The organism is Phenylobacterium sp. (assembly GCF_030645195.1).
GTDB lineage: Bacteria > Pseudomonadota > Alphaproteobacteria > Caulobacterales > Caulobacteraceae > Phenylobacterium.
This window is the reverse complement of the sequence record NZ_JAUSLW010000198.1, coordinates 186,884-210,893: the sequence shown is the minus strand read 5'-3', so window position 1 is coordinate 210,893 and position 24,010 is coordinate 186,884. Positions and strand designations below refer to the sequence as shown.

Sequence of the window (24,010 nt, the reverse complement as noted above, 5' to 3'; positions counted from 1 at the left end):
AGTGGATGAGCGAGTGCCAGCGCGTCCTGAAGGACGACGGCGCCATGTGGGTGATCGGCAGCTATCACAACATCTTCCGGGTCGGCGCCATCCTGCAGACCCTCGGGTTCTGGATCCTGAACGACATCGTCTGGCGCAAGTCCAACCCGATGCCGAACTTCAAGGGCACCCGCTTCACCAACGCCCACGAGACCCTGATTTGGGCCGCCAAGGGCCGAGGCTCGCGCCGCTACACCTTCAACTACGACGCCATGAAGATGGCCAATGACGACCTGCAGATGCGGTCGGACTGGACCTTCCCGCTGTGCACCGGCGAGGAGCGGCTGAAGGACGAGAACGGGGTCAAGGCCCACCCGACCCAGAAGCCCGAGGCCCTGCTGCGCCGGGTGATCCTGGCGTCCACCAAGCCGGGCGACATCATCCTGGACCCCTTCTTCGGCACCGGCACCACGGGCGCGGCGGCCAAGCAGCTGGGCCGCAAGTACATCGGCCTGGAGCGCGAGGAACAGTACGCGACCCTGGCCCGCGAGCGGATCGCCAAGGTGATCCCCCTGACCGAGGCCGACCTGGAGACCATGGGCTCCAAGCGCCAGGAACCGCGCATCCCCGTCGGCCAGATCGTGGAGTCGGGCATGCTGCGCCCCGGCGACACTCTCTATTGCTCCAAGGGCGAGCGCTCGGCCCGGGTGCGGGCCGACGGCAGCCTGGTGATCGGCGACATGGCCGGCTCCATCCACAAGGTGGGCGCCATGATCCAGTCGGCGCCGGCCTGCAACGGCTGGACCTACTGGCACTTCAAGACCGACAAGGGCCTGGCCCCGATCGATGTGCTGCGGATGAAGATGCGTTCGTCCATGGCGCAGCTGGCCGCCTGACTCCAATTCACCCGGCCGCCGTCCATTTTGTCTGGCGGTCGGTACGTCGGCGGTTAAGCTCGGGTCCATGAACCCGCGTATCTACGTCCTGACCCTGGTGACCTTCGCCTTCGGGTCGGGAGCCTTCATCTTCGCCGGCTTGCTGGAGAGTCTCGCCGCCGACCTGGGGGTGACGACCGCCGTGGCCGGCCAGTTGCAGACGGTCTTCGTCCTGACCTCGGCCGTGCTGGGGCCAGTGGCGGCCTGGCTGTTCGCGCGGGTGGACCGCAAGATCATGGTGATGACGGCCCTGGCCCTGGGCGCCGCCCTGCATATCGCCTGCGCGCTGACGCCGAATTTCGAGGTGCTGATGGTGCTGCGCGCCCTGGCGGGCCTTGCCGGCGCCATGTCGGGACCGGCCGCCAGCGTGGCCGCCGCGGCCCTGGTTCCGCCCGAGCGCCGGGGCTCGGCCCTGGCCATGGTCTCGGGCGGCATGACCCTGGCCTTCGTGGTGGGCATTCCGCTGGGCAGCATCATCGGCTCGGTCTTCGACTGGCGAGCCACCTTCCTGTTCGCCGCCGGCCTGTCGCTGTTCGCCCTGGCCGCCGTGGTGTTCTTCCTGCCCAAGGTGCCGGCGCCGCCGAAGCGCGAGGGCGGCGGCGACACGGTGAAAGTGCTGCTGCCGATCATCTGGCCCTTCTACCTGACCACCTTCCTGACCTTCGCCGCCAACATGACGCTGAACCTCTACATCGCCCCCATCGTGCGGGTCGGGGCCGGCGTCACGGGCGCCGGCGTCGGCGCCTTCCAGGCGATGATCGGGGTGGGCTCCATCGCGGGCCTGTGGCTGGGGGCGCGGGCCGCCGACCGGGCCGCCGGCCGGTCCTGGATCCTGCAGGGCTTCATGATCCAGGCCGCCGCCATGAGCGTGCACTTCGCCGCCACCCACCATGTCCTGCCCGACGGCTGGCCGAGCGCGACCCTGGTGGCGCTGGGGATCTTCCTGGCGGCCACGGCCCTGTTCTCGATCACCCCGGTGATCCAATCCAGCCTGATCCAGGCTACCGGCGGCGCCCCCGTGGCCCTGGCCTTGAACGGCTCGGTGATCTCGGTGGGTCAGGCCCTGGGCTCGACCGTGGGCGGGGCGGCCCTGGCCACCTACGGGGTGCCGGCCATCCCGGCCGCGGCGCTGGCCATGTCGCTGACGGCGCTGATCACGCTGACCTTCCTGTTCCCCCGGGCCGCGACGGTGGCGGAGGCCAAGGCGGAGGCCGGCAAGGTCTGACCACATCGATAGCCTTCCCCCTCGATGGGGAAGGGCGTCTAGAGCAGGTTGTTCAGCGCCGCCCTGGCCGCCTTCAGGAACACGCTGGGCAAGCCATCCAGATCGCGCCGCGGCGACCAGATCACGCCCTCGGCGTCGCCCTCGGCGCGGAGCAGTTTCAGGGTCAGTGTGAAGTGGGTGAAGCCGTGCTCCACCTCGCCGACATGGCGCCACGCCGCGTCGGCGGGGGCTGAGGCGCTAGCCTCGTCATCGCCAAACGGGTCGGCGCGCCAGTCGCTGGTGGGCAGGGCCAGCATGCCGCCCAGCAGGCCTTTCGGCGGCCGACGGACCAACGCCACCAAGTCGCCACGCGTGAGCACATAAGCCACGCCGTTGCGGTGGGGCCGCACCGCCTTGGCGGTCTTGCGCGGATAGGTCTCAGGTGACCCGGTGGCGAGCGCCGCGCAGTCGAGAGCCACCGGGCAGCGACCACAGAGCGGCGACTTCGGCTTGCAGATCGTCGCGCCCAGATCCATCAGGGCCTGGGCCCAGTCACCGGGCCGCTCATCACGCACCAGGGTCTCCGCCAGCCGCTTCAGCTCCGGCTTGGCGTCCGGCAGCGGGGCCTCGACCGCAAACAGCCGCGAGATGACCCGCTCGACATTGCCATCCACGACATTGGTGGGCCGGTCGAAGGCGATGGCGGCCACGGCGGCGGCGGTATAGGGGCCAAGCCCCGGCAGGCCCCGCAGCCCCTCCTCGGTGTCGGGGAAAACGCCACCGTGGTCGTTGGCCCCGGCCCGGGCGCAGGCCAGCAGGTTGCGGGCGCGGGCGTAGTAGCCGAGCCCCGCCCAGGCGGCCATGACCTCGCCGTCCTGCTCGGCGGCCAGGGCCGTCACGGTGGGCCAGCGGGCGGTGAACTTGAGGAAATAGGGCGTGGCGTGCGGCACGGTGGTCTGCTGCAGCATCACCTCCGACAGCCAGACCCGGTAGGGGTCCTGGCGCACACCCACCCGACCGCCCGCAGGCCCCACCCGCCAGGCGAGGTCGCGCGCCTGGTCGTCGTACCAGGCCAGCAGCCTGGCGCGGAGGACCTCGGGGTTCATTCCGCCTGGCGCTTGAGGAGGAACAGCGCCGTCAGGCTGATGAGGGCCGCGCCGCTGAGATAGTAGCCGACGGGGACGAGACCGCCCCGGTCGGCCAGGGCCTGGGCGATCATCGGGGCTAGGCCGCCGCCCAGGATGCCGCCGACATTGAAGGCCACCGACGCGCCGGTGTAGCGGACGCGCGCCGGGAACAGGCCGGGCAGGAAGGCGCCGAGGGGTCCATAGACCAGTCCCATCATGACCAGGGCCAGGGACAGGAAGCCCCAGATCAGCCAGAGCGAGCCGGAGCCCATCATCGGAGCCAGCAGGAAGCCCCCCGCCACCGTGGCGATGCAGCCGGCCATCAGGACCCGGCGGGGGCTGGTGGCGTCGGCCCAGTAGCCGGCGGCGATGATCCCCGCGGCCATGAAGCCGATGGCGCCAAGCTGCACCCCCAGGAAGGTCTCTCGGCTGTAGCCCAGCTTGGTCGTGCCATAGCCCAGGGCGAAGGCGGTGGTCAGGTAGAAGATGGCGAAGCAGCAGACCACGGCGAAGGTGCCGGCCAGGGTCTGCAGCGGATAGTTCTTGAGCAGCTCGCCCAGGGGCGCCTTGGCGGGCGGGGCCTCCTTCATGGCTTCGGCGAAGGCCGGGGTCTCGGTAAGCTTCAGCCGGACCCAGAGGCCGACGCCCACCAGGACGATGCTGAGCAGGAAGGGAATGCGCCAGCCCCAGGCCAGGAACTGCTCCGGCGTCAGCAGCACCCCCAGCAGCAGGAAGAGGCCGTTGGCCGCGACGAAGCCGACTGGTGCGCCGAGCTGGGGGAACATGCCGAAGCGGGCGCGCCAGCCAGGCGGCGCGTTCTCCACGGCCAGCAGGGCCGCCCCGCCCCACTCGCCCCCCAATCCGAAGCCCTGGCCAAAGCGCAGCACGCACAGCAGGAAGGGCGCGACCCAGCCGGCCTGGGCGTAGGTGGGCAGGAAGGCGATGGCGAGCGTGGATCCTCCCATCAGCATCAGCGAGGCGACGAGTGTCGACTTGCGCCCCAGCCGGTCGCCGAAGTGGCCGAACACGGCGGCGCCCAGGGGCCGGGCGAAGAAGGCGAGCGCGAAGGTGGCGTAGGCGCTCATCAACTGGGCCGAGGGCGAGGCCACCGGGAAGAACAGCTTGCCGAACACCAGGGAGGCGGCGGTGGCGTAGATGTAGAAGTCGTAGAATTCGACCGCCGTCCCCACCAGGCTGGCGGCCAGGATGCGGCGGTGCGAGGCCGCTGGCTTGGTGTCGGACATGGTTTCGGCCCCCCGGTTGTTGGGGCCGGTGATTGCGACCTGGGGACGGGGGCGTCAAGGCGGGCGGGAAGAGGAGAACCACGAACCTCTTCGGACTGGTGACCGACGGGGCTCCGACGCTGTAAGCTGCGCCCATGCCCAAGCGTCCCCTGCCCACCGCCGCGGAGGCGGCCTTCATCCTGTCGCGGAAGCGGACGCGGCCGCAGCGGCGGCCGCCGCCGGCGGCGGGGCGTGGCCTGTCCAAGCTGCTCAAGGATCTGGACGCACGGTTCGGCCAGGGGCCTGGCGCCCTGCAGGCGCGCTGGAAGGAGATCGTCGGCGAGCAGATCGCCAAGCGCACCGAGCCGGTGAAGCTGTCGAAGGTGAAGGCCGGCGAGCCCGCCGCCCTGGAGATCCGGGTGGCCGGGGCCGCCGCGGCTCTGATCCAGCACCAGGCGCCGGAAATCGTGGCCCGCGTGAACCTGTTCCTGGGGGCGGGCGCAGTGAACAAGCTGCGGATCGTCCAGGGGCCGCTGCGCAATGTGAACCCGGAGAGCGTGCGGCCTGTGCGCCGCCCCCTGCCCCCGCTGGACGCTGGAAAAGAGGCCGAGTTGGCCGCCAGCCTGGCCGCCGAGCCCGACGGCCCTCTGAAAGCCGCATTGCTGAGCTTGGGTCGGGGCGTGCTGCGCGATCGACGCACCCGTTGACTTTGCCCCCGGCCTGGGGGGAATCGCGCTTTAATCTTTCATTCGGAATTCCGTAGAGGGCTCAAATGCCGAACTTCAGCCGTCGCCTCCTCGTCGTCGCCGCCCTGGGCGCCCTCGCCCTCGCCGGCTGTTCCCAGGGCGGGGCCAAGACCGACGCCGCCGACATGACCCTGGGCGACCCCAAGGCGGCGGTGAAGATCACCGAATATGCCTCGGCCTCCTGCACCCATTGCGCCACCTTCCACAACGAGGTCTTCCCGGCTCTGAAGGCGAAATATATCGACACCGGCAAGGTGCACTACACCTTCAAGGAGTTTCTGACCCCGCCGGTGGAGGTGGCCGCCGCCGCCTTCCTGACCGCCCGCTGCGCTGGCAAGGACAAGTATTTCAGCGTGTTGGACGCCGTGTTCAAGGCCCAGAACGAGATGTTCACCACCGGGGACATGCGCGGCGTCCTGCTGCGGGTGGCCCAGTCGGCGGGTATGACCGAACCGCAGTTCAACGCCTGCATCACCGACGAGACGGCGCTCAAGGCCCTGAATGACCGCGTCGAGAAGGCCTCCCGCGACGAGAAAATCAGCTCGACCCCGACCTTCCTGATCAATGGCGAGAAGCTCAAGGAAGGCGAGGCCACCCTGGCCGAGTTCGACGCCGCCATCGCCGCCGCCCAAGCCAAGAAGTAGGAAGGGCCCCGCACCTCAGTGCACTTCCAGCGGCTTCGCCTTTCGGGCTTCAAGTCCTTCGTCGATGCGACCGAGTTCCGCATCGAACCCGGAGTCACGGGCATTGTCGGACCCAATGGCTGCGGCAAGTCGAACCTGCTGGAAGCCCTGCGCTGGGTGATGGGCGCCAATTCCGCCAAGGCCATGCGGGCCGGCGGGATGGACGACGTGATCTTCGCCGGCTCCGGCGGGCGCGCCTCGCGCAACCATGCCGAGGTGATGCTCACCATCGACAACGCCGATCGCAAGGCGCCGGCGGCCTTCAACGACCACCCGATCCTGGAGGTGGTGCGCCGCATCGACAAGGGCGAGGGCTCCACCTACCGCATCAACGGCCGCGAGGTCCGCGCCCGCGACGTGCAGCTGCTGTTTGCGGATGCGTCGACCGGCTCGAACTCGCCGGCCCTGGTGCGCCAGGGGCAGATCTCCGAGCTGATCGCCGCCAAGCCGCAGAACCGGCGGATGATCCTGGAGGAGGCCGCCGGCGTCTCGGGCCTGCACACCCGCCGGCATGAGGCCGAGCTGCGGCTGCGGGCGGCGGAGACCAACCTCACCCGGTTGGAGGACGTCGCCAAGGAGCTGGAGAGCGCGCTGAACCGCCTCAAGCGCGAGGCCCGCCAGGCCGACCGCTACAAGAAGATGTCGGCGGAGATTCGCGCCCTGCAGGGCGCGGTGCTCTACGCCCGCTGGAACGAGGCCCGCAGCGCGGCCGAACGGCTGCAGGCCGAGGCCGCCGCCGCCATCGCCGCCGTCGAGGCCACCGCCCGCGAAGCCGCCGTGGCCACCACCATCGCCGCCGCCGCCGAGGAGCAGATCAAGCCCCTGCGCGAGGCCGAGACCATCGCCGCGGCCGTGCTGCACCGCCTGGCCATCGATCGCGACCGCCTGGAGCGGGAGGGCGAGGCCCTGGCCGCCGAGGTGGAGCGCCTGACCGGGGACGTGGCCCGCATCGACGCCGACCGGGCCCGCGAGACCCAGATGGTGGAGGACTCACAGCTCGCCCTGTCACGCATGGCCGGCGACTTGGAGGCCCTGGAGATCGCCATCGCCGCGGCTCCCGAGCGCGCGCCGGAACTGGAGGCCGCCGCCCGCGCCGCCGAGGCCGCCCGGGTCGAGGCCGATGCCGCCGTGGAGGCCCTGGCCGCCCAGGCCGCCGCCGAGGAGGCCCGCCGCCGGGCCGGCGCCGCCCGGGTCGAGGAGGCCCAGGGCCGCGTCAACCGCACCCGCCGCGCCCTGGAACAGGCCCGCCACGAACGCGAACAGATCGGCCCGGCCATCAATCCCCAGGCCGCCGAGGCCAGGACCGAACTGGAGCGCGCCGAGGCGACGCTCGCGGCCCTGCGCGCGGCCCTGGAGACCGCCGAGGACGAACGCAGCAAGGCTCAGGAGGCCGAACTCACCGCCCGCGAGGCCGCCCGCAAGACCGACGAACAGCTCGGCCGCCTGACCGCCGAGGCCCGGGCCCTGGCCGGCATCGTGGCCCAGCAGAAGCGCGGCGGCTTCACCCCGGCCCTGGACGCGGTCTCCCCAGACCGCGGCTATGAACAGGCCCTGGCCGCCGCCCTCGGCGACGACCTGGACGCGGCCCTGGATCCCAAGGCGCCGGCCTTCTGGGGCGGCCATCACGCCGAGGCGCCGGCCTGGCCGCAGGGCGCCACGCCGCTCGCCCCCCTGGTCAAGGCCCCCCGCGAGTTGGCCGCCCGCCTGGCCTATGTCGCTCTAGTCTCCCGCGCCGACGGCGACCGGCTGCAGGCCGGCCTGCAGCCTGGCATGCGGCTGGTCTCCAAGGAGGGCGACCTCTGGCGCTGGGACGGCTTCACCGCCCGCGCCGACGCCCCCAAGCCCGCAGCCGTGCGGATGGAGCAGAAGACCCGCCTCACCGAGGTGGAGACCGAGATCGAGGCCCTGGAGCCCCGGGCCAAGGCCGCCCGCGACGCGCAGGCCGCCGCCAACGCCCGGGTCCGCGCCGCCGAGGACGCCCTGCGAGAGGCCCGCCGCCAGCCCCAGGCCGCCGAGCAGAAGGTGGCTGCGGCGCGGCTGGTGCTGGAGAAGCTCGACCGCGAGGCCACCCGCCGCGAGGCCCACGCCCAGTCCCTGGACGACGTCATCCGCCGCTTCGAGGCCGAGCTGGCCGACGCCGAGTCGATCCTGCGGGTCGCCCAGTCGGACTCGGCCGAGGACACCGCCGTCGGCGACCTCGCCGCCAAGCTGGCCGCCGCCCGCGCCGCCGCCGGTCCCGCCCGCGAGGCCGCCGCCGAGGCCCGCAGCGCCATGGACGTCGAGGCCCGCGAGCGCGAGGGCCGGGCGCGGCGTCTGGAGAACCTGACCCGCGACCGCGACGACTGGACCCGCCGCGCCCAGGCCGCCGCCAAGCGCCTGGAGCATCTGGAGGAGGCCCGCGCCAAGGCCAAGGCCCTGCTGGACCAGGCCCACGAGGCCCCGGCCACCCATCAGCAGCGCTTCGAGAAGTTGCTGGACGAACTGGGGGCCGCCGAGGCTCGCCGCGCCAAGAGCAGCGACGCCCTGGCCCAGGCCGAGGGCGCGCGGGCCGAGGCCGACCGCGCCGTGCGCGCCAGCGACGCCGCCGCCAGCGAGGCCCGCGAACTGCGCGCCAGCCTTTCGGCGAAGCTGGAGGCCGCCGCCGAGCGCCTGGCCGAGATCACCGCCCAGATCCGCGAGACCGCGCGGGTCGAGCCCGAGCAGCTGGCCCAGAGCCTGGCCGACGCGGCCATCGCCATTCCCGGCGACGCCGGCGGCATGGAGGCTCACCTCTACAACCTGGAGCGCCAGCGCGACGCCATCGGGCCGGTGAACCTGCGGGCCGAGGAGGAGGCGACCGAGCACGCCGCCCGCCTGGAGACCATGCAGGCCGAGAAGGCCGACCTCACCGGCGCCATCGCCAAGCTGCGCCAGGGGATCGACGAGCTGAACGGCGAGGGCCGCGAGCGCCTGGTGGCCGCCTTCGACGTCATCAACGAACACTTCAAGGCCCTGTTCGAGAGCCTGTTCGAAGGCGGCCAGGCCGAACTGCGCCTGGTGGAGAGCGACGATCCCCTTGAGGCGGGCCTGGAGATCTACGCCTGCCCTCCCGGCAAGCGCATGGCCACCATGAGCCTGATGAGCGGCGGCGAGCAGGCCCTGACGGCCGCGGCCCTGATCTTCGCGGTCTTCCTGGCCAACCCGGCGCCCATCTGCGTGCTGGACGAGGTGGACGCGCCCCTGGACGACGCCAATGTCGACCGCTTCTGCAACCTGCTGGACGAGATGCGCCGGCGGACCCAGACCCGCTTCATCGCCATCACCCACAACCCGGTGACCATGGCTCGCATGGACCGCCTGTTCGGCGTGACCATGGCCGAACGCGGCGTCAGCCAACTGGTCTCGGTGGACCTGCGCCAGGCCGAGGCCATGGCGGCGCAGTAGTCGTCTCTCCTCTCCCGCTTGCGGGAGAGGGTAGGGTGAGGGCTCTTTCTGAGGCTCAGTTGTTGCTCCAGCGCCGGAACGCGTAGCCTTGCTGCGCGCCCCCTCACCCTACCCTCTCCCCCTGAACGGGGAGAGGAGGCGCTTCGCGATACCCCGCCTTCAGGAGTCGCGGGCGAGACCGTTTGACGCGGGTCGAAAAACTGTTAGAAATCAGTCTCTTAAATATCAGTTTCCCAGCCTTGACGCACTGCACCCGGCTCTATAGGTTCCGCCGCGACCTGGCCGGGCCGCGGACAGTTGTCGCGGTCCCTTTAAAGACCTTACGCAAATGCCGCAGCCGGACGATCCGAACGAAGAGGCCATCAAGCGCCTCGACGAACGGCTCGACGCCTTCGAGACCGCGACCAAGCGTGGGCCACACAAGGCCTCAGCCGAGCGCGCGATGGGCGAAGGCTATCGCCTCCTGGGGGGGGTGATCGGCGGGGTCTTGGGGGGTTTGGGGTTCGGGTGGCTGTTCGACCACTTTCTCCACACCACGCCCTGGGGACTGGTCGCCGGCCTGATGCTGGGAACCGCCCTGTCGGCCTATAACGCCTACACGTCCGCGAACCGGACGGCGGCGAAACTGAACACCCCGGCGTCGCCGGACGTGCGTAACGAGGATGAGGACTTGAACCGCTAATGGCCGCCATCGAGCCCATGCACCAGTTCATGATCCAGAAGATCGTGGACCTGCCGCCCGTGATGGTCCCGGGCCTTGGCGCGATCGACCTGTCGATCACCAACTCTGTTTTCACGATGATGATGGCTGCGACCATCATCACCGTCTTCTTCCTGTTCTCGTCGCGGGGCGCCGTCGTCCCCGGCCGCATGCAGGCCCTGGCCGAGACCGTCTATGACCTCGTCGACAAGGGCCTCACCGGCTCGATGATCGGCGACCGCGGCCGGCCTTTCCTGCCCTTCATCTTCACCCTCTTCTCCTTCGTCGCGGTGCTCGACCTGATCGGGATGTTCCCCGAGCAGTTCGCGGTGACGGCCCAGCTCGCGGTGACCGCGACGCTCGCCCTGCTCACCTTCTTCATCGTGCTGGTGGTGGGCTTCGCCAAGAACGGCCTGGGCTTCTTCAAGCTCTTCGTGCCCTCCGGCGTCGCTTGGCCGATGCTGTTCATCCTGGTGCCGATCGAGTTCATCTCCTTCCTGGTGCGCCCGGTGACCCTGGCCATGCGACTGTTCGGCAACATCATCGGCGGCCACGTCGTGATGTATATGTTCGGCAGCTTCGTCGTCGGCCTGGGCGGTTTCGCCATCGCCAACGGCGGCCTAGCCTATCTGGGCCTGGTCGGCTCGGCCCTCAGCCTTTCCATGGTCATCGCCCTGATGGCCCTGGAATTCATCGTCGCCTTCCTGCAGGCCTTCGTCTTCGCGGCCCTGACCTGCACCTATCTCAGCGATGTCGTGAACCTCGATCACGGCCACTAACCCCACCTCTACAAAGGGATTTATCCAAATGGACGTTACTGCCGCCAAGTACATCGGTGCGGGCCTCGCCATGACCGGCCTCATCGGCGCCGGCGCCGGCCTCGGCATCCTGTTCGGCAACTACCTGCAAGCCGCCATGCGCAACCCGTCGGCCGCGGCCGCCGAACGCGGCATGCTGTTCCTCGGCTTCGCCGTGACGGAAGCCATGGGCATCTTCGCCCTCGTGATGGCCTTCATCATCCTCTTCGTTCAGGTCTAAGCCCCGTGGCCGAGCCCGTGACCGAAGCGGCTCACGCCGCAGCGGGCGCCGCCGCCGAGCATGGCTCGGGCGGTCTGCCTCAGTTCGACCTGGCCCAATGGCCGGGCCAGATGGTGTGGATGCTGATCATTTTCGGCATCCTCTACTTCCTGTTCTCCAAGGTGTTCGTCCCCAAGCTGGGCAACACCATCTCGGCGCGCGAGGATCGGATCTCCGGTGACATCGCCGCCGCGCGGAAGATGAAGGAAGAGTCCGAGGCTCAGGCCGCCGCGGTCGCCCAGGAAGTCGCTCAGGCGCGCGCCCAGGCTCAGAAGCTTGCCGGCGACGCCAAGGCGAAGGCCAAGGCTGAAAGCGCCGTCCGCCAGGCCGAGGAGGAAGCCAAGCTCGCCAAGAGCCTGGCCGCCGCCGAGGTTCGGATCTTCGAAGCCCGCGACAAGGCCCTCAGCCAAGTCTCCGGCATCGCCTCCGACACCGCCGAAGCCATCGTGGCCAAGCTGACCGGCAAGGCCGCCACCGCGGCCGAGCTCAAAGCCGCCGTGACGGCCTAGCTTAGAAAGACTCTGACCGTGGAACTCCTGCAAGACGCGCACACCTGGGTCACCGTCGGGCTCCTGGTGTTCATCGGCGCCCTGGTCTACGCCAAGGTGCCGGGCATGGCCGTGGGGGCGCTGGACGCCCGCGCCAAGGCCATCCAGGCGCAACTGGACGAAGCCCAGGCCCTGCGCGACGAAGCGACCCGCCTGCTGGCCGATGTGAAGAAGCAACGCGCCGACGCCGAGAAGCTGTCGGCCGAACTGCTGGCCAACGCTCAGGAGGACGCCAAGCGCATGGCGGCCGAAGCCAAGGTCCAGCTGGAAGACCAGATCAAGCGTCGCGGCGAACTCGCCGAGCGCAAGATCGCCACCGCCGAAGCCCAGGCCTCGGCCGAGGTCAAGGCCGCGGCCGCCGACCTCGCCGCCCAGATCGCCGAGACCGTGCTCACCACGCGTCTAGCGGGTCTGAAGTCCGACCCGCTGATCGACGGCGCGATCGGCCAGATGGGCGCCAAGCTCCAATAGGAGCCTACCTCATCGACGAAAGATCAGAACCCCTCCCTCACGGGAGGGGTTTTCTTTGGGAGCTACCGGCGGCGGAAGCGGCGGCGGGTCTTGACGGCGAAGCGCAGCTTCCTCGGCACGACGAGGCGCTCGATGCGCAGGGCCTGTTGCCAGGCCACCAGGATGATCTCCGGTTCCCGCCGCAGCAGGCGGCGGATGGGGAAGACCATCTTGGGGTGGGCGTGCTGGAACTTCACGAAGGTCCGGCGGGCCTTGAAGGAATTGCGCAGCACCAGCATCAGGCCGACGACGATCACCGGAATCCCGCCGGGGCCCGGCAGGGGCGACACCGCGATCCCGGCCAGCACGATCAGCACGCCGAGCAGGGCCAGACCCACGCGAAGGGTCCGCGCCACCAACTCGCGGGCGAAATCGTCTGAGGCGCGCAGGGCGCGCATGCTGGGCATGGCGTAGGACACGTTTTTTATTCGAACCAGGATTTGGGACGCGCGCCCGCTTGGGGAGGTCGGGCGGTCGTCCTGAAGCGCATATGCGAACGCAGAAGAGAGTCGTAAAGGCGACAGGCCCGTTAAATTTTAAGGTTTACGCCCATTTCGGGAACGCCGCGGCGCCGGCGCCACACCTCAAACGCGCTTAACGGGCGAAAATCGATCCGCGCCGCCGGGGATGCAGGAAGCGTCGCAGCCGGCGGGCGAAGCGGTAGCGGCCCGGCAGGACCACCTTCTCCATCCGCAGCATCTGTTGCCAGAACACCGCGGCGATCTCCGGCTCCCGGCGCATCAGGCGACGCAGGGGGAAGACCATCTTGGGGTGGGCCCGCTGGATGCCCACGAACCGCCGGCGCGCCTTGAAGGAGTTGCGCAGCACGATCATCAGCCCGACCACCAGGATCGGCAGCCCCAGGTGTCCCGGCAGCACGGCCGTCACCAGGCCCACGGCCATGATGGTCAGGCCAAGCATGACGAGCAGGAATCGACCGACCTTCGCCGCCAGATCGCGGGCAGACTCGTCGGAGGCGCGCAGGGCGCGCACGCTGGGGATGGCGTAGGACACGTTGTTCAACCTGGAGCGCGCGGCCCGCCCAATCGGGGAGGTCGGTCGGTCACCGCGCCCATCAGGTATGGGAACGCCCGAAGGAGTCGTAAAGACGCCGGCGGGTTAAATTTCGTCCAGACTGTAGCTATTCAGCCGCCATGGGCGCCGGCGCCACAGTTGTGGGCTCTGGGCGCCACGTCAACCGAGGCTTGCGGGCCGCCTGGGTCTCATCCAGGCGTCGCAGCGGCGCCAGATAGGGGGCGCCCTTGAACCGCTCGACATCGCCCGCCTTGGCGGCCTTGGCCAGCAGGATCAGGGCGTGGCAGAAGCGGTCCAGCTCCTGCTTGGACTCCGTCTCGGTGGGCTCGATCAGCATCGCCCCGTGCACCACCAGGGGGAAGTACATGGTCATGGGGTGGAAGCCCTCGTCGATCATCGCCTTGGCGAAGTCCAGCGTGGTGACGTCGGTGCCCTCCAGCCAGCTGTCATCGAACAGGGCCTCGTGCATGCAAGGGCCGTCCGGGAAGGCCGGGGTCATCACCGCCGAGAGCTTGGCCTTGATGTAGTTGGCGTTGAGCACCGCGTCCTCGGCCACCTGCCGAAGGCCGTCGGCCCCGTGGCTGAGCATGTAGGCGTAGGCGCGGACGAACATCCCCATCTGGCCGTGGAAGGCCACCATGCGGCCGAAGGCCTGGGCGGCCTCCCCTTCGGTCTCCTCCAGCAGCTTGAAGCCCTGCCCGTCGCTCACAACCCAGGGGGCGGGGGCGAAGGGGGCCAGGGCGGCCGACAGCACCACCGGACCCGCGCCGGGCCCGCCGCCGCCGTGGGGCGTGGAAAAGGTCTTGTGCAGGTTGATGTGCATGGCGTCGACGCCCAGGTCGCCCGGGCGCACCCGGCCGACGATGGCGTTGAAGTTGGCGCCGTCGCAGTAGAAATAGGCTCCGGCCGCATGGGTCAGGCGGGCGATCTCGATGATGTCGCGCTCGAACAGGCCGCAGGTGTTGGGGTTGGTGACCATGATCGCCGCGACGTCCGGCGAGAGCTTGGCCGCCAGGTCGGAAAGGTCCACGCGGCCGTCGGCGGTCTGGGCGATCTCGGTGACGTCAGAACCCACGAAGGCCGCGGTGGCGGGATTGGTGCCGTGGGCGGAGGTGGGCACCAGGACGGTGCGGCGATGGCCCTGGCCCTTGGCCTCGTGGGCCGCCTTGATGGACAGCAGGCCGCACAGCTCGCCGTGCGCCCCGGCCTTGGGCGACAGGGCCACGGCCGGCATGCCGGTCATGGTCTTCAGCCAGTGGGCCAGACGGTCCATCAGCTCCAGGGCGCCCTGGGCTGTGGACTGCGGCGCCATGGGGTGCAGGTCGGCGAAGCCGGCCAGGCGAGCCATCTTCTCGTTGAGCCGCGGGTTGTGCTTCATGGTGCACGAGCCCAGCGGATAGAGGGCCAGGTCGATGGCGTGGTTCTTCTGGGACAGGCGCACATAGTGGCGCATGGCCTCGGGTTCGGAGAGGCCTGGCAGGCCGATGGGGGCGCTGCGCACCAGGTCGCCGAGGTCCGAGGCGTCCTGGTTCGGCACGTCGAAATCGACGCCGGTCTTGTCCCAGCCGTCCATCTCGAAGATCAGGGCCTCGTCCTGCAGCAGGCCGCGGGCCCCGGTCAGCGAGGTATGGGCGACAGCGGCGACGCCGGTTTCAGGCCGCGTCGGGCGACCGATATTGGACATGCTCATCGGGCGGTCCTCGTGTGCAGGGCCTTGGCGAAGGCGGCGATATCATCGCGGGTGGTGGTCTCGGTGGCGGCCACCAGCAGCACGTCGTCCATCCCGGCCTTGGGGTCGAGGCGGCTGAAGGGCACGCCGGCGACGACGCCGTCGGCCAGCAGGTCCTCGACTATCTGGGTCGCGCGTCCGGGGACTCGGATGGCGAACTCGTTGAAGAATCGCGGCGACAGGATCTCCACCCCGTGGACGGCGGCGAGCGCGTCGCGCAGTTCGCGGGCCCGGCTGTGGTTGAGCGCCGCCAGCTCCCGCAGGCCGCGTTCCCCCAGCAGGGTCATGTGGATGCTGAAGGCGAGCGCGCAGAGGCCCGAGTTGGTGCAGATGTTCGACGTCGCCTTCTCGCGGCGGATGTGCTGCTCGCGGGTCGAGAGCGTCAGGACGAAGCCCCGCGCGCCCTCGGCGTCCACGGTCTCGCCGCACAGCCGGCCGGGCATCTGGCGGACGAACTTCTCCCGGGCGGCGAAGAGGCCGACATAGGGGCCGCCATAGTTGAGGCCGACGCCGATGGACTGGCCCTCGCCGACGGCGATGTCCGCGCCCATCTCGCCGGGCGGCTTCAGCAGGCCGTAGGAGACGGCCTCGGTGGTCACCACGATCAGCAGGGCGCCGGCGGCGTGGGCGGCCTCGGCGATCCTGGTCACATCGGTGACCACCCCGAAGACGTTGGGGGTCTGGACCACCACGCAGGCGGTCTCGGCGTCGATGGCCGACAGCACAGCGGCCTCGGCGTCGATGGCGACGGCTTGGCGGGCGATGTCCATGCCCTCGGCGTGGGCGATGGTCTGGGTGACCGCCGCATAGTGCGGGTGCAGGCCGCCCGACAGCACCGCCTTCTTCCGGCGGGTGACCCGCTGGGCCATCATCACGGCCTCGGCGCAGGCGGTGGAGCCGTCGTACATCGAGGCGTTGGCGACCTCCAGGCCGGTCAAGGCCGCCACCTGGGTCTGGAACTCGAACAGGACCTGCAGGGTGCCCTGGGCGATTTCCGGCTGGTAGGGGGTGTAGCTGGTCAGGAACTCCGACCGCTGGATGATGTGGTCCACCGTGGCCGGCACGTGGTGCTTGTAGGCCCCGGCGCCGCAGAAGAAGGGCCCCGCCCCCGCCGGACGGTTCTTGGCCGCGAGGCCCGAGAGCTCGCGCTCCACCTCCATCTCACCGGCGTGCAGCGGCAGGTCGAAGAGGTCGGCCTTGCGGGCGGCGGCTGGCACGTCGGCGAACAGGTCGTCGATGGTGTCGACGCCGATGACGCCGAGCATCTCGGCCCGGTCGAGCGGCGTGAGGGGCAGGTAGCGCATGGGTGCTTACAGGGTCCCGAGATAGTCTTCGTAGGCGGCGCGGTCCATCAGGGCCTCGAACTCCGCCTTGTCGGCGATCTTCAGCTTGGCGAACCAGCCGCCGGATTCCGGCACGGCGTTGACCGTCTCGGGGGCGTCGCCCAGTTCGGCGTTGGCCTCGACGACCTGGCCGGAAATGGGAGCGTAGACGTCGGAGGCGGCCTTGACGCTTTCGACCACCGCCAGGCCGTCCCCGGCCTTCACGGTCTTGCCGACCTCGGGGGTCTCGACGAACACCACGTCGCCCAGTTGCTCGGCGGCGTAGGCAGTGATGCCGACGGTGGCCACGTCGCCCTCGAGGGCGACCCACTCGTGATCCTTGGTGAAACGCATCGGGGTGATCTCCTCAGACCTTGCGGACGTAGCGATTGGGAACGAAGGGCATGGCCACGACCTGCGCGGCCTGCGGCTTGCCCCGGACAATGACCTTCAGGTTCGTGCCGAGCGCGGAAAGCGCCGGCGGCACGAAGCCCATGGCGATGGGATAGCCCAGGCTCGGCGAGAAGCCGCCGGAGGTGACGACGCCGACGACGGCGCCGCTCTCGTCGGCGATCTCGGCGCCCTCACGGGCCGGGGCGCCTTCCAGAATGCGCAGGCCGACGCGCTTGCGCGACGGACCTTGCGCCAACTCCTTGGCGATGCGGGCGGCGCCGGGGAAGTCGCGGGCGTCGCGGCGCTTGACCGAGACGGCGAAGGCCAGGTCGGCCTCGATGGGGCTGACGGTCTCGTCCACGTCGTGGCCATAGAGCGGCAGGCCGGCCTCCAGGCGCAGGGAGTCCCGAGCGCCCAGGCCGATGGGTCGGACGCGCTCGTCCTCCAGCAGCAGGTTCCAGATCTGCTCGGCCAGATGGGCCGGCACGGAGATCTCGTAGCCGTCCTCGCCGGTGTAGCCCGAGCGGGAGATCAGGATATTGGTCCCGAAGCCGGGCATGGCGCGTGAGTCCATGAACACCATGCGCAGGGCGGCGGGCAGGTGGCGGCCGACCACGGCGGCGGCCTCCGGGCCCTGGATCGCCAGCAGGGCGCGATCCTCCAGGCGCTCTATGGTCACCTGGCCGGCCAGCTCGTTGTCGATGACCTTGAAGTCGTTGTCCTTGCAGGCGCCGTTCACCACCACGAACAGGCCGTCGTCGTCGGGACGGGCGGCCATCAGGTCGTCGATCACCCCGCCCGTCTTGTTGAGCAGGACGGAGTAGCGCTGCTTGCCGGGCTTCAGGCCGATGAAGTCGCCCGGCGTGATCTCCTCGAAGGCCGAGAGCGGCGAGACACCGCGCAGCCGGGCCTGGCCCATGTGGGAGACGTCGAACAGGCCGGCGTGCTCGCGGGTCCAGAGGTGCTCCTTCAGCACCCCGTCCTTGTACTGGACGGGCATGGAATAGCCCGCGAAGGGCACCATGCGTGCGCCAGCGGCCACGTGCGCGGCGGCCAGCGGGGTGGTCTTCAGGGCTTCATCGGACACGTATGAGACTCCGGCTGACGATTGCAGACGCCCGCGGAAAATCCGCCGTCGCCCTGCCCCCGCTGTCCTTGGGCCTGAGAGATTTCGGATCGCGCCCGTCGGGCCAGGTCCTTGCTCCTTCGGCGAGCGACCCGAACGGGGGCCGCTACTTTCCAGCGTTCATCAGCCTTCGCGGTCCGTTTGCCTGAGCGTTTCCGGGGCGGTTGCGCCTTCGGCTCCGGGCTCAAGGCCCGGTCTCTCCCGCGAGAGTCGAGGCGGAACCTGTTCGAAGGGTGGGCCTGAGTCAACGCGCAAAGTCGCGCGGTTGGCCTCCCGCCCCTTCATGGGCAGGGTGGATGGCGCGAAGCGCCAGACGGGTGGGGCATTCAGGCGGGGTCTGCGGAAATTTCAGGCTTCCCCACCCGGGCGGCGGAGCCGCCTGTCCCTCCCCAAGAAGGGGAGGGAGGACGGCGCTACATCCGTGCCGGCGCGTTGACGCCCAGCAGGTCCAGGGCCTGCTCCAGCTGGCGCAGGGTGGTGTCGGCGAGCGCCAGGCGCGACGACCGCAGCACGGGCTCGGCCGAAAGGATCGGGCAGGCGGCGTAGAAGCGGCTGAAGGCCTGGGCCAGCTTGAAGGCGTGCTCGGCCACGAAGTGCGGCGCGCGCTTGTCGTAGGCGTCGTTGAGCGCCTGGTCGAAGGCGTCCAGCAGCAGGACCAGGTCCCGCTCCGCCGGATCGGACACGGTGATGGGGCCGGTCTTGACCCCCTCGTCGGCGGCCTTGCGCAGCAGGGATTTCACCCGCACCGCCTGGTACAGCAGATAGGGGCCGGTCTTGCCCTCGAAGCTGGAGAAGCGGTCGAGGTCGAAGACGTAGGATGTGCCGCGGAAGTTCTGCAGGTCGGCGAACTTCAGGGCCGCGACGGCCACCTTGTGGGCGGTGTCGTCGAAGGCGTCGGGGTCGAGCTCTGCGCCCAGGTCGGCCTCCCGCAGGCGCTCGCGCGCCTTGGTGCGGGTCATCTCGATCAGGTCGTTGAGCTTAAGCACCCCGCCCTCGCGGGTCTTGAAGGGCTTGCCGTCGGTCCCGTTCATGGTGCCGAAGCCGATGTGCTCCAGGCTGCCCTCCGGGGCGTATCCGGCCAGGTAGGCGGCGCGGAACACCACCTCGAAGTGGTCGGCCTGACGCTGGTCCACAACATAGAGGACGTGGTCGGGATCGAAGCTCTTCTCGCGGTCGAGCACGGTGGCCAGGTCGGTCGTGCCGTACATGGCCGAACCTTCCGAGGAGACCACTAGCAGGGGCGGCAGGTCGCGCTTGTCCCCCTGGCGGGCCACACGGATGATCCGCGCGCCCTGGTCGTCCACCAACAGGCCCTTGGCGTCCAGTTCCTTGACCATGGGCGCGATCAGGTCGTCGACGTCGCTCTCGCCCTTCCAGAGGTCGAAATCGACCCCCAGGGCATGGAAGTCCCGCTCCAGGGCGACCTTGGTCACCCGGGCGAAGTGGCGCCACAGCAGGTGATAGCCTGGGGTCTTGGCCTGCAGTTCGGCGGTGAGCTTGCGGGCCCGGTCGCGGTACTCCGGCTCTTCCTTGCCCCGGGCGGCGGCGGCCGGATAGAGGCGGTCCAGATCCTCCAGGCTGACGCGGCCCTCAAGCGCGGCGAAGGCGGTCTTCTCCTCCTCTGGGGTCACCGGCCGGCCGCGGCCGTTCAGCTGCTCCATCAGGGCCTTGATGAAGGGGTCCTCGTCCATGACGGCGCCGATGAGCAGGCCCATCTGGTAGCCCCAGTCGCCGAAGTGGGCGTCGCCCACCACCAGGTCGCCGCGGAACCGGAAGATCCGCTTGATGGCCTCGCCGATGATGGAGGACCGCAGGTGTCCCACGTGCATCGGCTTGGCGACGTTGGGGCCGGCATAGTCCACCAGGATGCGGCGTGCGGTCTCCACCTCTCCGGCGCCAAGGCGCGGATCGGCGGCGATCTCGTTGGCGCGCTCCGACAGGGCGGTGTCGGAGACCCGCATGTTGATGAAGCCCAGGCCGGCGATCTCCACCAGCGAGAGGCGCGGATCGGCGGCCAGGGTCGCGGTGACCCCGGCGGCGATCTCGCGGGGATCGCGGCGCGCGGTCTTGGCGGCCGCCAGAGCGCCATTGCACTGGAAGTCCGCGAGATCGGGCCGGTCGGACGGCGTCACCCGGCCCAGCTCGGCCGGCAGGCCCGCGGCGGCGAAGGCGGCGGCGACCGCTTCGCTCAGGCCCCTTTTCAGATCACTCATTGACGGTCGGGTGTCCCCGTCGCGGCGGCCGTGCCGGCGTTCACCCGGAAGCGCTTGCCGTCACGGTTGAAGGCCGCCATCTGCGGCGTCACGTCGAAGCCGACCAGGACCTCGAAATTGGCGCCGCTGGTGGTGTCCTTGGCGCGCGGAATGACGATCTGGGCCATCTTCTCGGTGACATAGACCCGGTCCTGGCCGGGGGCGAAGGTCACCGGCAGATCGAAGTACTGCTTGGCGATCACCGCCTCGTTGCGCTTGGTCACCGCCACCCAGTAGCGATAGGTCTTGGAGGAGCCCTGGGCTTGCGGGCCGCGGCCCAGCTCGAACAGCACTTCCATCTGGACCTGGATCGGATCGGACTCCTTGTACTGGCAGCCCGCCGAGATCCCCTGGATCTCGCCGGAATAGCCGACATTGGCCGAGGCTTCCTTGTTGTCCTTGAACTCGACGTAGCGGCCGGCGTCGTAGAGCACCTTCACGAAGGGGCACGGTCCGGCGTTGCGCAGGGCCTGCAGCGGCGCCTGGACGTCGTTCCATTCTTCCTTCTGCTTCTTCTTCTTGGCCGCCTCCTGCTCCTGGCGCTGCTGGTCGCCGCCGCGGCGGGCCTGGGCCATGGCGAGGTCGGGAAGGGTGGTGGCGGCCGCGAGGAACGCGCAGGCGGCCAGCAGGAGGGAACGGCGCATGGGGTCGTCCAGAACAGAGAGAGTTGTCGCGCGGGGGTCCGCACGGTCGGACCTCTACTACTGACTATCGATTGAGGCCGCAACGCGGCTGGCGGCGGAAGCCTCGGACGCCTAGTTTGGGAGCATGTCCGAACCTGCCCGCCCCCGCCCCCCGCTGACGGTCCTGCTCGCCACGCCGCGCGGCTTCTGCGCCGGGGTCGACCGCGCCATCCAGATCGTCGAGCGCACGATCCAGAAGTACGGCGCGCCGGTCTATGTCCGCCACGAGATCGTCCACAACCGCCACGTGGTGGACCGGCTGAGGTCGCTGGGCGCCGTCTTCGTGGAGGAACTGGACGAGTGCCCGGTCGACCGCCCGGTGGTGTTCTCCGCCCACGGCGTGCCAAAATCGGTGCCCGCCGACGCCAAGGCGCGCAAGATGCTCTATCTCGACGCCACCTGCCCCCTGGTCTCCAAGGTCCATGTCGAGGCCCAGCGCCACTATGACGCCGGGATGGAGATCGTGCTGATCGGTCACGCCGGCCACCCGGAGGTCGTCGGCACCATGGGCCAGCTGCCAGAGGGGGCCGTGACCCTGATCGAGACGGTGCAGGACGCGCGCGCCTTCACGCCGAAGGACGCCACGAACGTAGCCTTCGCCACCCAGACCACGCTCTCGGTGGACGACACCGCGGCCATCGTCGCGGCCCTGCGCGAGCGATTCCCGGAGATCGCCGCTCCGCACAAGGAAGACATCTGCTACGCCACCACCAACCGCCAGGAGGCGGTGAAAAGCGTGGCCGCCCGCAGCGATGTCCTGCTGGTCCTGGGCTCGGCCAATTCGTCCAACTCGGTGCGCCTGGTGGAGGTGGCCAGGCGCGAGGGCGTGGCCCAGGCCCACCTGATCGACGACGCCTCCTTCCTGGACCTCGCCTGGCTGGAGGGCGCGGCCACCGTCGGCGTCACCGCCGGCGCCTCGGCCCCCGAGGTCCTGGTCCAGGGCCTGATCGACAAGCTCGGCGAGACCTTCGACGTGACAGTGGAGGAGGTCGACGCCGCCCGCGAGACCGTCAGCTTCAAGCTGCCCCGGGTGCTGGTGGAGGGCTGATGTCCACGATCCGCGCCCTCGCCAGCTACGCCCCGCCGCCCCTGCGCCGCGCGCTCTCGGGCCTGTGGCTCGACATCAAGAGCCTGCCGACCCGTCGGCCCGGCGATCCGTGGAGCGTGATCCACAATGTCGGCAATGGCGACCACCACGCCATCGGCCTGCAGGCCGTGGGCTGGCTGCGGACCTATGGCGGCCTGCGCCCCGGCGACGCCCTGCTGGACATCGGCTGCGGCACCGGCCGGATGGCCGCCCACCTGAACGACCATCCCTATACGGGATTCGATCTCTCCAAGGCCGCCATCGGCATGTGCCAACGGCGCTATCCGCAGCTGAACTTCGTCCATCTCGACATCTGGAACGGCGACTACAACCGGTCGGGGACGCTGGCCGAGGACGCGGTGGTGTTTCCGGTGGCCGACGGGTCCATCGATGTCGCCTTCGCCATGTCGGTCTTCACCCACATGCGGTTCGGTCCGGTGGGGCGCTATCTGGAGGAGGCCCGTCGGGTGCTGAAGCCGGGGGGCCGCTTCGCTTTCACCGCCTTCTCGCCCCGGCCCGCCGAGGCGCCGCAGTTCGACTTCCAGCCCTATGACGCCACCTCCAGCGTCGTGGATCCGCGCAGCCCGGAGCGAGCCATCGCCCATGACGCCGAGGCCCTGACCCAGGCCATCGCCGCGGCCGGCCTGGAGGTGGTCTCCTTCCATCGCGGGAACTGGGCGGCGCCGAGCGACTATGACGGCGGTCAGGACCTCTGGGTGGTCTCCAAGGCTTGACGCCTGGGCCGGCCTCCCGCATCCCGGCGCCAGCATGGCCGTTTACACTGACATCACCGACGAGGAGCTCGCCCTCCTGCTCGCCGACTACGACCTCGGGACGCCGGTGGCGTTCAAGGGCATCGCCGAGGGCGTCGAGAACTCCAACTTCATGCTGGAGACCACGGTCGGGCGCTATTTCCTGACCATCTACGAGAAGCGCATGAAGGAGGAGGAACTGCCCTTCTTCCTGGACCTGATGCGCTGGCTGGCGCAGCATGACTACCCTTGCGCCTCTCCGGTCGCCGACCGCGCGGGAGAGACCATCAAGCGGGTGCGCGGCAAGCTCGCCGCCATCATCGAGTTCCTGCCCGGCCTGTCGGTCCGTCGCCCCACCGCCGCCCACTGCCGCGAGGCCGGCGAAGGCCTGGCGCGGCTGCATCTGGCCGCCCAGGGATTCCCGGGCACGCGAAAGCCCGCCCTGGGCCAGGCCGCCTGGGCGCCACTGTTCGCCACCCTCAAAGACGACGCCGAGGCCCTGAAGCCCGGCCTCGCCGCCACCATCGGCGCGGACCTGGACCGGCTGGCCCGGACCTGGCCGCAGGGCCTGCCCCAGGGGATCATCCACGAGGACTACTTCCCCGATAACGTCTTCTTCTCGGGCGGGAAGTTCGCCGGGGCCATCGACTTCTATTTCGCCTGCGTCGACGCGCTCGCCTACGACATCGCCGTGGCGCTGAACGCCTGGTGCTTCGAGGCCGACGGCAGCTTCAACATCACCAGCGCCCGGGCCCTGGTGGCCGGCTACGAGCGCCACCGCCCCCTGAGCGGCGGCGAGCGCGCCGCCCTGCCGGTCCTGGCCCATGGGGCGGCCATGCGGTTCTTCCTGACGCGGCTGGAGGCCTGGGGGGCGACGCCGCCCGGCGCCCTGGTCCGCCCCAAGGACCCGCTGGAATACGAGCGAAAGCTGGCCGTCCACCGCGAGGCGCCGGACCTGGTGCTGTTCGGGGACCCCGCGTGACCCCCAAGGTGGTGATCTATACCGACGGCGCCTGCTCGGGGAATCCGGGGCCGGGCGGCTGGGGCGCCCTGCTGATCTCCGGCGGCCATCGCCGCGACATCTGCGGCGGCGAGCCCGACACCACCAACAACCGCATGGAGCTGATGGCCGCCATCCAGGCCTTGGAGGCCCTCAACAAGCCCTGCGAGGTCGAGCTCCACACCGACTCCACCTACGTGATGAAGGGCATTTCGGAGTGGATCCACGGCTGGAAGAAGCGCGGCTGGAAGACCGCCGACAAGAAGCCGGTGAAGAACGAGGACCTCTGGCGGCGGCTGGACACCGCCCGCGAGCGTCACACGGTCGACTGGCGCTGGGTCAAGGGCCACGCCGGCCATGAGCTGAACGAACACGCCGACGCCCTGGCCGGGCGTGGCCTGAAGGAAGCCCTGGCCGCCAACCGGCGTTAGGCGAATCTGCGCGCGGCCCTTGCGGCGCCCCGCGACACAACCCAT

Annotated in this window: 24 protein-coding genes and 1 riboswitch; of the genes, 14 read left to right on the top strand and 10 right to left on the bottom strand. The window is 69.9% G+C overall.

The window, feature by feature from the left end; genetic code table 11:
* Both Q7T09_RS17965 and Q7T09_RS17960 read left to right on the top strand, forming a co-directional pair.
* Window positions 1-875, top strand: an 875-nt coding sequence (locus tag Q7T09_RS17965; RefSeq protein ID WP_304701565.1) for a site-specific DNA-methyltransferase, incomplete at its 5' end; no start/stop codon positions are given.
* 67 nt (window positions 876-942) lie between these two features.
* A complete protein-coding gene (locus Q7T09_RS17960) occupies window positions 943-2,139 on the top strand; it encodes an MFS transporter (protein ID WP_304701564.1) in 1,197 nt (398 codons plus the stop codon).
* 38 nt (window positions 2,140-2,177) lie between these two features.
* On the opposite strand, the gene mutY is transcribed toward Q7T09_RS17960, so the two are convergent.
* Both mutY and Q7T09_RS17950 read right to left on the bottom strand, forming a co-directional pair.
* Entirely contained in the window at window positions 2,178-3,224 is a 1,047-nt protein-coding gene (gene mutY, locus Q7T09_RS17955) for an A/G-specific adenine glycosylase (RefSeq protein ID WP_304701563.1), read from the bottom strand.
* A complete protein-coding gene (locus Q7T09_RS17950) occupies window positions 3,221-4,489 on the bottom strand; it encodes an MFS transporter (protein ID WP_304701562.1) in 1,269 nt (422 codons plus the stop codon). Before Q7T09_RS17950 ends, mutY begins: the two co-directional genes overlap by 4 nt.
* Window positions 4,490-4,623: 134 nt before the next feature.
* On the opposite strand from Q7T09_RS17950, the gene Q7T09_RS17945 reads away from it, so the two are divergent.
* From Q7T09_RS17945 to Q7T09_RS17910, 8 genes are all read left to right on the top strand, one after another.
* Window positions 4,624-5,175 (top strand): DUF721 domain-containing protein, encoded by a 552-nt coding sequence (locus Q7T09_RS17945; protein ID WP_304701561.1) that lies wholly within the window; start codon window positions 4,624-4,626, stop codon window positions 5,173-5,175.
* A gap of 65 nt (window positions 5,176-5,240) precedes the next feature.
* Complete coding sequence (locus Q7T09_RS17940) at window positions 5,241-5,858, top strand: thioredoxin domain-containing protein (RefSeq protein ID WP_304701560.1); 618 nt, start codon at window positions 5,241-5,243, stop codon at window positions 5,856-5,858.
* Between the two features lie 18 nt (window positions 5,859-5,876).
* Window positions 5,877-9,320, top strand: coding sequence for a chromosome segregation protein SMC (gene smc, locus Q7T09_RS17935; protein ID WP_304701559.1), 3,444 nt, complete (start codon window positions 5,877-5,879; stop codon window positions 9,318-9,320).
* Between the two features lie 328 nt (window positions 9,321-9,648).
* Window positions 9,649-10,002, top strand: a complete 354-nt coding sequence (locus Q7T09_RS17930; RefSeq protein WP_304701558.1) for an AtpZ/AtpI family protein — start codon at window positions 9,649-9,651, stop codon at window positions 10,000-10,002.
* Window positions 10,002-10,799, top strand: coding sequence for a F0F1 ATP synthase subunit A (locus Q7T09_RS17925; protein WP_304701557.1), 798 nt, complete (start codon window positions 10,002-10,004; stop codon window positions 10,797-10,799). The genes Q7T09_RS17930 and Q7T09_RS17925 overlap by 1 nt, the downstream gene beginning before the upstream one ends.
* Window positions 10,800-10,827: 28 nt before the next feature.
* A complete protein-coding gene (locus tag Q7T09_RS17920) occupies window positions 10,828-11,058 on the top strand; it encodes a F0F1 ATP synthase subunit C (RefSeq protein WP_215342062.1) in 231 nt (76 codons plus the stop codon).
* Window positions 11,059-11,075: 17 nt separating this feature from the next.
* Window positions 11,076-11,606: a hypothetical protein gene (locus Q7T09_RS17915; RefSeq protein ID WP_304701556.1), complete on the top strand. Its 531-nt coding sequence runs from the start codon at window positions 11,076-11,078 to the stop codon at window positions 11,604-11,606.
* A gap of 18 nt (window positions 11,607-11,624) precedes the next feature.
* Window positions 11,625-12,116, top strand: coding sequence for a F0F1 ATP synthase subunit B (locus Q7T09_RS17910; protein WP_304701555.1), 492 nt, complete (start codon window positions 11,625-11,627; stop codon window positions 12,114-12,116).
* A 62-nt stretch (window positions 12,117-12,178) separates the two neighbouring features.
* On the opposite strand, the gene Q7T09_RS17905 is transcribed toward Q7T09_RS17910, so the two are convergent.
* From Q7T09_RS17905 to Q7T09_RS17870, 8 genes are all read right to left on the bottom strand, one after another.
* Window positions 12,179-12,583 (bottom strand): PGPGW domain-containing protein, encoded by a 405-nt coding sequence (locus tag Q7T09_RS17905; protein WP_304701570.1) that lies wholly within the window; start codon window positions 12,581-12,583, stop codon window positions 12,179-12,181.
* A 166-nt stretch (window positions 12,584-12,749) separates the two neighbouring features.
* Window positions 12,750-13,169, bottom strand: a complete 420-nt coding sequence (locus Q7T09_RS17900; RefSeq protein ID WP_304701554.1) for a hypothetical protein — start codon at window positions 13,167-13,169, stop codon at window positions 12,750-12,752.
* A 127-nt stretch (window positions 13,170-13,296) separates the two neighbouring features.
* Window positions 13,297-14,880 (bottom strand): aminomethyl-transferring glycine dehydrogenase subunit GcvPB, encoded by a 1,584-nt coding sequence (gcvPB, locus tag Q7T09_RS17895; RefSeq protein ID WP_304701553.1) that lies wholly within the window; start codon window positions 14,878-14,880, stop codon window positions 13,297-13,299.
* Window positions 14,877-16,223, bottom strand: coding sequence for an aminomethyl-transferring glycine dehydrogenase subunit GcvPA (gene gcvPA, locus Q7T09_RS17890; protein WP_304701552.1), 1,347 nt, complete (start codon window positions 16,221-16,223; stop codon window positions 14,877-14,879). Before gcvPA ends, gcvPB begins: the two co-directional genes overlap by 4 nt.
* Before the next feature lie 6 nt (window positions 16,224-16,229).
* Window positions 16,230-16,595 carry a glycine cleavage system protein GcvH gene (gcvH, locus tag Q7T09_RS17885; RefSeq protein ID WP_304701551.1) on the bottom strand — a complete coding sequence of 122 codons (366 nt, stop codon included), beginning with the start codon at window positions 16,593-16,595 and terminating at the stop codon, window positions 16,230-16,232.
* A gap of 13 nt (window positions 16,596-16,608) precedes the next feature.
* Window positions 16,609-17,721, bottom strand: a complete 1,113-nt coding sequence (gene gcvT / locus Q7T09_RS17880; protein WP_304701550.1) for a glycine cleavage system aminomethyltransferase GcvT — start codon at window positions 17,719-17,721, stop codon at window positions 16,609-16,611.
* 162 nt (window positions 17,722-17,883) lie between these two features.
* Window positions 17,884-17,974: riboswitch (glycine riboswitch) on the bottom strand.
* Window positions 17,975-18,173: 199 nt separating this feature from the next.
* Window positions 18,174-19,973, bottom strand: a complete 1,800-nt coding sequence (locus Q7T09_RS17875) for an arginine--tRNA ligase (protein WP_304701549.1) — start codon at window positions 19,971-19,973, stop codon at window positions 18,174-18,176.
* On the bottom strand, window positions 19,970-20,656 hold the full coding sequence (locus Q7T09_RS17870; protein WP_304701548.1) for a Tat pathway signal sequence domain protein: 687 nt from the start codon (window positions 20,654-20,656) through the stop codon (window positions 19,970-19,972). The genes Q7T09_RS17875 and Q7T09_RS17870 overlap by 4 nt, the downstream gene beginning before the upstream one ends.
* Window positions 20,657-20,780: 124 nt before the next feature.
* On the opposite strand from Q7T09_RS17870, the gene ispH reads away from it, so the two are divergent.
* The 4 genes from ispH to rnhA are packed head-to-tail and all read left to right on the top strand — an operon-like array spanning window position 20,781 to window position 23,965.
* Entirely contained in the window at window positions 20,781-21,743 is a 963-nt protein-coding gene (gene ispH / locus Q7T09_RS17865; RefSeq protein ID WP_304701547.1) for a 4-hydroxy-3-methylbut-2-enyl diphosphate reductase, read from the top strand.
* Window positions 21,743-22,516, top strand: a complete 774-nt coding sequence (locus tag Q7T09_RS17860) for a class I SAM-dependent methyltransferase (protein WP_304701546.1) — start codon at window positions 21,743-21,745, stop codon at window positions 22,514-22,516. The genes ispH and Q7T09_RS17860 overlap by 1 nt, the downstream gene beginning before the upstream one ends.
* 34 nt (window positions 22,517-22,550) lie before the next feature.
* Window positions 22,551-23,516 carry a homoserine kinase gene (gene thrB / locus Q7T09_RS17855; protein WP_304701545.1) on the top strand — a complete coding sequence of 322 codons (966 nt, stop codon included), beginning with the start codon at window positions 22,551-22,553 and terminating at the stop codon, window positions 23,514-23,516.
* Entirely contained in the window at window positions 23,513-23,965 is a 453-nt protein-coding gene (gene rnhA, locus Q7T09_RS17850; RefSeq protein ID WP_304701544.1) for a ribonuclease HI, read from the top strand. The genes thrB and rnhA overlap by 4 nt, the downstream gene beginning before the upstream one ends.
* Window positions 23,966-24,010: the final 45 nt, after the last annotated feature.

What these genes read in the sequence shown, in the direction of transcription:
- Q7T09_RS17960 (WP_304701564.1), top strand. Translation starts at nt 943, where the DNA reads ATGAACCCGCGTATCTACGTCCTGACCCTGGTGACCTTCGCCTTCGGG.
- gcvPA (WP_304701552.1), bottom strand. Translation starts at nt 16,223, where the DNA reads ATGCGCTACCTGCCCCTCACGCCGCTCGACCGGGCCGAGATGCTCGGC.
- Q7T09_RS17945 (WP_304701561.1), top strand. Translation starts at nt 4,624, where the DNA reads ATGCCCAAGCGTCCCCTGCCCACCGCCGCGGAGGCGGCCTTCATCCTG.
- ispH (WP_304701547.1), top strand. Translation starts at nt 20,781, where the DNA reads ATGTCCGAACCTGCCCGCCCCCGCCCCCCGCTGACGGTCCTGCTCGCC.
- gcvH (WP_304701551.1), bottom strand. Translation starts at nt 16,595, where the DNA reads ATGCGTTTCACCAAGGATCACGAGTGGGTCGCCCTCGAGGGCGACGTG.
- Q7T09_RS17930 (WP_304701558.1), top strand. Translation starts at nt 9,649, where the DNA reads ATGCCGCAGCCGGACGATCCGAACGAAGAGGCCATCAAGCGCCTCGAC.
- gcvPB (WP_304701553.1), bottom strand. Translation starts at nt 14,880, where the DNA reads ATGAGCATGTCCAATATCGGTCGCCCGACGCGGCCTGAAACCGGCGTC.
- Q7T09_RS17870 (WP_304701548.1), bottom strand. Translation starts at nt 20,656, where the DNA reads ATGCGCCGTTCCCTCCTGCTGGCCGCCTGCGCGTTCCTCGCGGCCGCC.
- Q7T09_RS17950 (WP_304701562.1), bottom strand. Translation starts at nt 4,489, where the DNA reads ATGTCCGACACCAAGCCAGCGGCCTCGCACCGCCGCATCCTGGCCGCC.
- mutY (WP_304701563.1), bottom strand. Translation starts at nt 3,224, where the DNA reads ATGAACCCCGAGGTCCTCCGCGCCAGGCTGCTGGCCTGGTACGACGAC.
- Q7T09_RS17920 (WP_215342062.1), top strand. Translation starts at nt 10,828, where the DNA reads ATGGACGTTACTGCCGCCAAGTACATCGGTGCGGGCCTCGCCATGACC.
- Q7T09_RS17860 (WP_304701546.1), top strand. Translation starts at nt 21,743, where the DNA reads ATGTCCACGATCCGCGCCCTCGCCAGCTACGCCCCGCCGCCCCTGCGC.
- Q7T09_RS17925 (WP_304701557.1), top strand. Translation starts at nt 10,002, where the DNA reads ATGGCCGCCATCGAGCCCATGCACCAGTTCATGATCCAGAAGATCGTG.
- thrB (WP_304701545.1), top strand. Translation starts at nt 22,551, where the DNA reads ATGGCCGTTTACACTGACATCACCGACGAGGAGCTCGCCCTCCTGCTC.
- Q7T09_RS17875 (WP_304701549.1), bottom strand. Translation starts at nt 19,973, where the DNA reads ATGAGTGATCTGAAAAGGGGCCTGAGCGAAGCGGTCGCCGCCGCCTTC.
- Q7T09_RS17940 (WP_304701560.1), top strand. Translation starts at nt 5,241, where the DNA reads ATGCCGAACTTCAGCCGTCGCCTCCTCGTCGTCGCCGCCCTGGGCGCC.